The sequence below is a fragment of the Collinsella sp. CLA-SR-H006 genome (assembly GCF_040097075.1).
GTDB lineage: Bacteria > Actinomycetota > Coriobacteriia > Coriobacteriales > Coriobacteriaceae > Collinsella.
Genome location: NZ_JBBNPD010000025.1, coordinates 1 through 7,285, shown reverse-complemented (window position 1 = coordinate 7,285; position 7,285 = coordinate 1). Strand labels below are relative to the sequence as shown.

Annotated in this window: 8 protein-coding genes and 1 pseudogene; all 9 read left to right on the top strand. The window is 59.7% G+C overall.

Annotated features, from left to right (window positions below; translation table 11 throughout):
• Positions 1–189, top strand: a pseudogene (locus AAA069_RS09855) (SIS domain-containing protein); the annotation flags it as partial.
• 46 nt (positions 190–235) lie between these two features.
• Positions 236–655: a PTS fructose transporter subunit IIA gene (locus tag AAA069_RS09850; RefSeq protein WP_148346728.1), complete on the top strand. Its 420-nt coding sequence runs from the start codon at positions 236–238 to the stop codon at positions 653–655.
• Between the two features lie 57 nt (positions 656–712).
• Positions 713–1,195: a PTS sugar transporter subunit IIB gene (locus tag AAA069_RS09845; RefSeq protein WP_099432286.1), complete on the top strand. Its 483-nt coding sequence runs from the start codon at positions 713–715 to the stop codon at positions 1,193–1,195.
• 58 nt (positions 1,196–1,253) lie between these two features.
• Positions 1,254–2,027 (top strand): PTS sugar transporter subunit IIC, encoded by a 774-nt coding sequence (locus AAA069_RS09840; protein WP_271739668.1) that lies wholly within the window; start codon positions 1,254–1,256, stop codon positions 2,025–2,027.
• A complete protein-coding gene (locus tag AAA069_RS09835) occupies positions 2,008–2,841 on the top strand; it encodes a PTS system mannose/fructose/sorbose family transporter subunit IID (protein ID WP_316367175.1) in 834 nt (277 codons plus the stop codon). Before AAA069_RS09840 ends, AAA069_RS09835 begins: the two co-directional genes overlap by 20 nt.
• A gap of 88 nt (positions 2,842–2,929) precedes the next feature.
• The gene (locus AAA069_RS09830; RefSeq protein WP_343007855.1) at positions 2,930–3,820 is read left to right on the top strand and encodes a DMT family transporter; all 891 of its coding nucleotides are present in this window, start codon (positions 2,930–2,932) and stop codon (positions 3,818–3,820) included.
• Between the two features lie 226 nt (positions 3,821–4,046).
• Positions 4,047–4,820, top strand: coding sequence for a PTS sugar transporter subunit IIC (locus AAA069_RS09825; RefSeq protein WP_349128260.1), 774 nt, complete (start codon positions 4,047–4,049; stop codon positions 4,818–4,820).
• Complete coding sequence (locus tag AAA069_RS09820; RefSeq protein ID WP_316367175.1) at positions 4,801–5,634, top strand: PTS system mannose/fructose/sorbose family transporter subunit IID; 834 nt, start codon at positions 4,801–4,803, stop codon at positions 5,632–5,634. The genes AAA069_RS09825 and AAA069_RS09820 overlap by 20 nt, the downstream gene beginning before the upstream one ends.
• A 91-nt stretch (positions 5,635–5,725) precedes the next feature.
• Positions 5,726–6,940 carry an MFS transporter gene (locus AAA069_RS09815; protein ID WP_271739664.1) on the top strand — a complete coding sequence of 405 codons (1,215 nt, stop codon included), beginning with the start codon at positions 5,726–5,728 and terminating at the stop codon, positions 6,938–6,940.
• Positions 6,941–7,285: the final 345 nt, after the last annotated feature.

The window sequence follows — 7,285 nt, the reverse complement described above, 5'->3', positions numbered from 1 at the left end:
GGCGACACTGACATCAACATCATCGACACCGCCGAGTTCGCGATCCCCGGCCTTGACGACGAGTTCCGCGTCATCGTCTCCCCGTGGATTCTGACGGTGCTCGTGACCGACCGCCTGGCTCGCTACTACGAGACGGTCACCAAGCACAACCTCAAGTATCGTCGCTACTATCACCAGTTCGACTACTAAAGAAAACGGGTGCGGGAACGTGCCGGGCTATTGAGAGGAACACAGAATGAGACAGTACATCATCGCCAGCCATGCGCACTTCGCCACCGGCATCAAGGAGAGCGTCGAGCTGCTCTCGGGCGCTCGCGACAACGTCCACGATCTTTCGATGTTCGTCGATGGCCGCATGGACGTGGCCGAGGAGGCCCAAAAACTGCTGGCAGGCATGTCTGCCGACGATGATGTCGTTGTCTGCACCGACCTCTTTGGCGGTAGCGTTAACAACGAGTTCACCAAGATCGTCCAGACGCGTCCCCGCACGTACCTCGTTACCAACATGAACCTTCCTCTGCTCATCCAGCTGCTGTTCTCTGACGAGTCGGCGCCGGTTGAGGAGACGATTCGCGCCATCGTCGCTGCGGACGATACGCGCGTGAAGTTTGTCAACGATCTTTTGGTCGATGACGAGGAGGAGGAAGAGTTCTAATCCGCAGCACCTACTGACACGCCGTATGACGGCACAAGACCTTTGGGGGGTCACATTATGATTCAGCTACTTCGCGTTGACCATCGCCTGCTTCATGGCCAGGTCGCAGTTTCCTGGGTTCAGGGCCTTGGCTCCAACTGCATCTTCTGCGTGGGCGATAAGGTCGCTAACGACCCGGTGTGGAAGACGACGCTCAAGATGGGCAAGCCTGCCGGCTGCAAGCTCGTCATCAAAGATATGGAGCATGCAATCGAAGCTATCAACTCGGGCGTGACCGACAAGTACAAGATGATCATCTGCGTCGCCACTATCGCTGAGGCAAAGCAGCTTGTTGAGGGCTGCCCGCAGATCAAGTCGGTCAACCTGGGCAACACCAAGCCCAAGGACGAGAAGCGTCCCGACGCTCGTCAGGTCTCTCGTCAGATCTTCCTGACCGCGGCCGAGGAAGCCGATGTGCGCGAGATGCTGGATCGTGGCGTTGAGGTCGAGATTCGACCCCTGGCCGATGACCCCAAGGTCGACTGCGCCAGCGTGCTCTAGGCGTTCAATTTCGAAGAGTCTGAGCTCTTCGTAGTGTCCTATATGGAAAGGGGGATGTATGCTTACCCAAGCAATCCTCATCGGACTTATCGCCGCATTTGGTAAGTTCGACTGCCAGCTCGGTACGCTCTACGCGTTCCGCCCCATCGTCCTGTGCCCGCTCGTGGGCCTGGTGCTGGGGGACCTGCAGTCCGGCCTCGCGATCGGTGCGAGTCTGGAGCTGCTGTTCATGGGCTCGATCTCCATCGGCGCCTACGTGCCGCCTGATGAGACGATCGGCGGCGTGCTCGCCTGCGCCTTCGCTATCCAGCTGGGCCAGAGCACCGAGGCAGCCATCGCGCTTGCCATGCCCATCGCCACGCTGTGCCTTGCCATCAAGAACATCCTTAACGCCGCCCTGCCGATCCTGGTCGACCGCGCTGATGTCTACTCCGGCCAGGGCAACCTTAAGGGTGTCTATGCGATGCACTTCCTGATCGGTTTGACCGGTATCATCATGGCGTTCCTGCTGTGCTCGCTGTCGTTCTATCTGGGTGCTGACGCCATCCAGGGCCTGCTCGACTTCATCCCGCCCTTTGTCCTTGCTGGCTTTGGCGTTGCCGCCAACTTCCTGCCTGCCATGGGCTTCGCCATGCTCGGCCGCCTGGTGCTCACCAAGCAGCTCGTGCCCTTCTACTTCCTGGGCTTCCTGCTGTGCTCCTACGCCAACGTGCCCGTCCTGGGCGTCGCCCTGATCGCCATCATCATCGGCATCGACAAGTTCGACCTGCTCGGCCTGGGCGGAGCCCAGCCCCAGCTCTCCGCGGAAGGGGATGAGGACGATGACTTCTAGTCCCGAGAACAAGATCACGCGCTCCGACCTCGTCAAGAGCGCCGTCAACGTCGGCGCCCTGGGCATGGAGTTCTCCTGGACCTACTACAAGCAGATGAACATCGCCTTCTGCCTGATGGTCGCCAACATGCTCAAGAAGATCTACGCCGGCCGCCCCGACGACTACGCCGCGGCCCTGCACCGCCACTGCGCGTTCTTCAACATCACCGTCCAGTTCGCCCCGTTCGTCGGCGGCATCGCGATGGCCATGGAGGAGAAGGTCGCCCGCGGCGAGATCGAGCCCGAGAGCGTCAACGACGTCAAGGCCGCCCTCATGGGTCCGCTGTCCGGCATCGGCGACTCCATCTTCCTGTCGACGCTGCGCGTGGTCGCCGCCGCGGTGGGCATCAGCCTGTGCCAGGCCGGCAACCCCTTCGGCCCCATCGCCTTCCTGCTCATCTACAACGTCCCCGGCTTCGCGCTGCGCATCTGGGGCGCCGTCAAGGGCTACGAGCTGGGCGTGGGCTTCCTGGACGAGGCCCAGAGGACCGGCCTCATGCAGAAGATCATGACTTGCGTGGGAATCGTGGGCGTCATGGTCGTGGGCGCCATGTGCAAGGACATGTTCTGGGCCAGTATCCCGGTGGCCATCGGCTCGGGCGAGGACGCCCAGACCCTCCAGGACATCCTGGACGGCATCATGCCCGGCATGCTCGGCATGATCGCCTTCTGGCTGTACTACTGGCTGCTGTCCAAGAAGATCAACCCCATGGTGCTGATCGTGGCCACCATGGTCGTGGGCATCATCGGCGCGTTCTTCGGCGTGCTGGCGTAGGTTCCTGCGTTTTATTCTGCCCCCAAGGGAAACGGCGACCCGTTGCGGTCGCCGTTTTTTATTACCGAAAGTTAGCTGGAGGTGCTTCGTGATTCGATCTGACAATCCACCCGATAATGGCGTGAGCGGGGCGATGTATCTATTTGGCACGGCGCTCTTGTGGAGTTTTATCGGCATCCTCGTTCGCGCCAATTCGCAGTCAGCTCTTTTGATCGGTGCCGTTACGGCAATATTTATGGCGCTCTTTATCCTGCTCGTCGGTAGGCCCGTCCTCCGCGTCAGCCGTCTTATTGTCCTTGTGGCCGTCTGCAACTTCGTGACGGGCACCACGTTTAACTTTGCCAACCAGCTCACGACGGTCGGCAACGCGATCGTTCTGCAGTACACCTCGATGATTTTTGTTATCGTGTATCAGTCGCTCGCAACTCGCACGTTGCCCTCGCCTGCGAAGATTGCCTCCGTGTTGGTTGCTTTTACGGGTATGGGACTTTTCTTTTTAGGCGATTTGAGCGCCGAGGGCATGCTCGGCAACCTGCTTGCCGTCATTTCGGGAGCCACCTTTGGGCTGTGTTTCTTTTTAAACTCTCGCCCCGATGCGTCGCCCATGGTGTCCTCGCTCATCTCCTGCGGCATCTCGATACTGCCGATCGTCTATTTTGCCGGCGACCTAGGCTCCGTAAAACCCTTTGAGTGGGGGCTTATGCTGGTGCATGGCCTTTTTTGCAGCGGCCTTGCGAGTGTGCTGTATGCCAAGGGGATTGCGCGCACTAACGCGTTTGCGGCCAACTTGGTTTGCATGAGCGAGGTCGTGCTCGCTCCCTGCTGGTCGGCGCTCCTCTTTGGCGAGGTCTTTCGCTGGAACGAGTTTTTGGGCGCGGCGATAATCGTTTTGGTGATTGTAGGCAACTTGGCATACGATGCCTTTGGCGATGGCTTTCTGGTGGCGCTTGTCCGCCATCGAAACAAAGAGCGCGCCTGATGGGATACGTCTGCCGTTTACGGTAAAAAACACCCCGCTGAGCGAGTGGTATTAAATAGTAAGAACCTGCATATCTATAATTGGTATCAAATCATTTGTGCCTGGCATAGGTGTTAACAGCACACCAGGTACGCTTCGGGCCGTGTGGTCGAGTTTCCGGATTGATATCAACAGCGCGCGCGACGGTGACCGGCTATGACTCAAGATTTCCTATTTTGGAGGAACCATGCTTACCCAAGCAATCCTCGTCGGCTTAGTCGGAGCGTTTGGAGGCCTCGACTACCAGCTCGGCACCCTCTACGCGTTCCGCCCCATCGTCCTGTGCCCGCTCGTGGGCCTGGTGCTGGGGGACCTGCAGACTGGTCTTGCCGTCGGCGCCAGCCTGGAGCTGCTGTTCATGGGTTCGGTTTCCATCGGCGCCTACGTGCCGCCTAACGAAACCATCGGCGGCGTGCTCGCCTGCGCGTTTGCCATTCAGCTCGGTCAGGGTACCGAGACGGCCATCGCGCTCGCCATGCCCATCGCTGTCCTTTCGCTGACGATCGGCAACATTACTAGTGCCTTGTTCACCGTGTTTGTCGATATGGCAGACAGGTTCGCCCTCAAGGGAAACCTTAAAGGCATTTACGCCGTTCATTGGAGCATGGGTCTTTGGGGCTGCCTTGAGTATTTCCTGCTGTGCGGCGGCGCCTTCTATCTGGGCTCCGATGCCATCCAGGGCCTGCTCGACTTCGTCCCGTCCTTCATCATTGATGGTTGCGGCGTTGCCGCCAACATCCTGCCTGCCATGGGCTTCGCCATGCTCGGCCGCCTGGTGCTCACCAAGCAGCTCGTGCCCTTCTACTTCCTGGGCTTCCTGCTGTGCTCCTACGCCAACGTGCCCGTCCTGGGCGTCGCCCTGATCGCCATCATCATCGGCATCGACAAGTTCGACCTGCTCGGCCTGGGCGGAGCCCAGCCCCAGCTCTCCGCGGAAGGGGATGAGGACGATGACTTCTAGTCCCGAGAACAAGATCACGCGCTCCGACCTCGTCAAGAGCGCCGTCAACGTCGGCGCCCTGGGCATGGAGTTCTCCTGGACCTACTACAAGCAGATGAACATCGCCTTCTGCCTGATGGTCGCCAACATGCTCAAGAAGATCTACGCCGGCCGCCCCGACGACTACGCCGCGGCCCTGCACCGCCACTGCGCGTTCTTCAACATCACCGTCCAGTTCGCCCCGTTCGTCGGCGGCATCGCGATGGCCATGGAGGAGAAGGTCGCCCGCGGCGAGATCGAGCCCGAGAGCGTCAACGACGTCAAGGCCGCCCTCATGGGTCCGCTGTCCGGCATCGGCGACTCCATCTTCCTGTCGACGCTGCGCGTGGTCGCCGCCGCGGTGGGCATCAGCCTGTGCCAGGCCGGCAACCCCTTCGGCCCCATCGCCTTCCTGCTCATCTACAACGTCCCCGGCTTCGCGCTGCGCATCTGGGGCGCCGTCAAGGGCTACGAGCTGGGCGTGGGCTTCCTGGACGAGGCCCAGAGGACCGGCCTCATGCAGAAGATCATGACTTGCGTGGGAATCGTGGGCGTCATGGTCGTGGGCGCCATGTGCAAGGACATGTTCTGGGCCAGTATCCCGGTGGCCATCGGCTCGGGCGAGGACGCCCAGACCCTCCAGGACATCCTGGACGGCATCATGCCCGGCATGCTCGGCATGATCGCCTTCTGGCTGTACTACTGGCTGCTGTCCAAGAAGATCAACCCCATGGTGCTGATCGTGGCCACCATGGTCGTGGGCATCATCGGCGCGTTCTTCGGCGTGCTGGCGTAAGGGCCCGGCTGCATAGATTTTCGTTGCAACCTGGAAAGGGGATGGAGCAGGCCTATGCTCTCCATCCCCTTTTTGTATAGAAGGAGTTCGTATGTTCGCGAAGGGTCGCGAAGCAATGCGCCTGACGCCGGCAGAGGTCAGGCTGATTCTTATTGAGTCCCTGCAGTGGTGCGCCAACAACGCGGTCTACTTTTTGGGGCTTATCGGTGCGGCCACGTATGATCTGGCCGGCACGGCCTTTTTGGTTGCCGCCATTACGCTCGCGCGCAATCTTATGACGTCGGTGGGCAATATGGTGTCGGGCTCGGTCATCGATCGCTTTGGACCGCGCCGGACGTCGTTTGTGACGTGCGTGATTACGGCAGTGCTATCGCTTGGCGTGGGGTTAGCGCCGTTGTCTGTCCCCGGGCTTGTGTTTGCCGCGTGCGTCTTGGGACTTGCGGGCGGCTTTATCAACACCTGCACGCATGCGTTTCCGGGATACCTGGAGTCGACCACCGAGGGTCGTACCCGCGTGAACGGCCTCATGGTGTTCTACAGCAATATCGCCTATACCGCTGGCCCGCTGCTCGGCGGTGCCATCGTGAGCTGTTTTGCCACGCAATCGGTTTATCTGCTCATGGCGGGCATGATGGGTGTGGCGGCCGTGCTCTCCTTGGGCTGTCACGAGTGTGTTGCTCCCGCAAAAGGGGAGAAGCCGAAGGGCGGTATTCTGGGCGGCATGGCCGAGGGTGCGCGACTTACGTTTCGCGACCACGACTTGCGCCTCATCTTTATCTCGGGCTTTTTGGGTTTCTTTGCGTTTGGCGCGTTCGATTCGCTGGAGTCGTTGTTCTACCGTGATGTACTCAACGTGGATATCGTCTGGCTGGGCTGGTTGTCCTCGGTCGTGGGCCTCACTTCCTCGGTGGGTGCGTTCATCCTGACCAAGCTTTCTGCTCGCCATGTCAACCTGCGATTGCTGCTCGGCGCGCTCATGGCCGTGGGCATTGGGTCCATGGTGTACGTGGGCACCGATATGCTGGGGGTCGCGATTATCGGTCAGGCGATTAACGGTCTGGCCTGGGGGTTCCTGGAGCCGCTGCAGATGATCTTGATTCAGGAGCGTGCCGACATCAAATACCTGGGGCGCATTACCGGCTTTGTGCGTTTTGGCCTGATGAGCGCCGGCGTGCTGCCGCTGCTGGCGGCTCCTTTTTTGGCGGAGGCTTTGGGCGTCCAAGCGGTGCTATTTGGGGCATCGACCATTATTGCGCTGGTAGGAACGCTGTTCTTTGTCACACAAGGGAGGCGCCAGAGGTGTTAGCTATACATTCAATTCTAATTTAATACCACTCACCAGAGAATTTCGACCGTTCACCGAGGATTGGAACAGATTGATAAGTGGTATTAAAAACACCTTAGGTGTATGTCTATAATTGGTATCGAAAAGAAACGCGATGTATAGAGTCGCGTGCAGGACAGAAAGGAAAAGCCATGAAGGAAACCGAGAAGATCGAGATCATGCACTTTAGCCAGGAGGGCTATCTCGAGGACGGCAAGAACGTCTATGAGACCGGCAAGAAGATGATCGAGCTCGCCGACAAGGTCGCCGACGAGGGCTACGACGCCGTGTTCCTGATGGGCGTCGGCGGCACCTGGGACGAGCTCA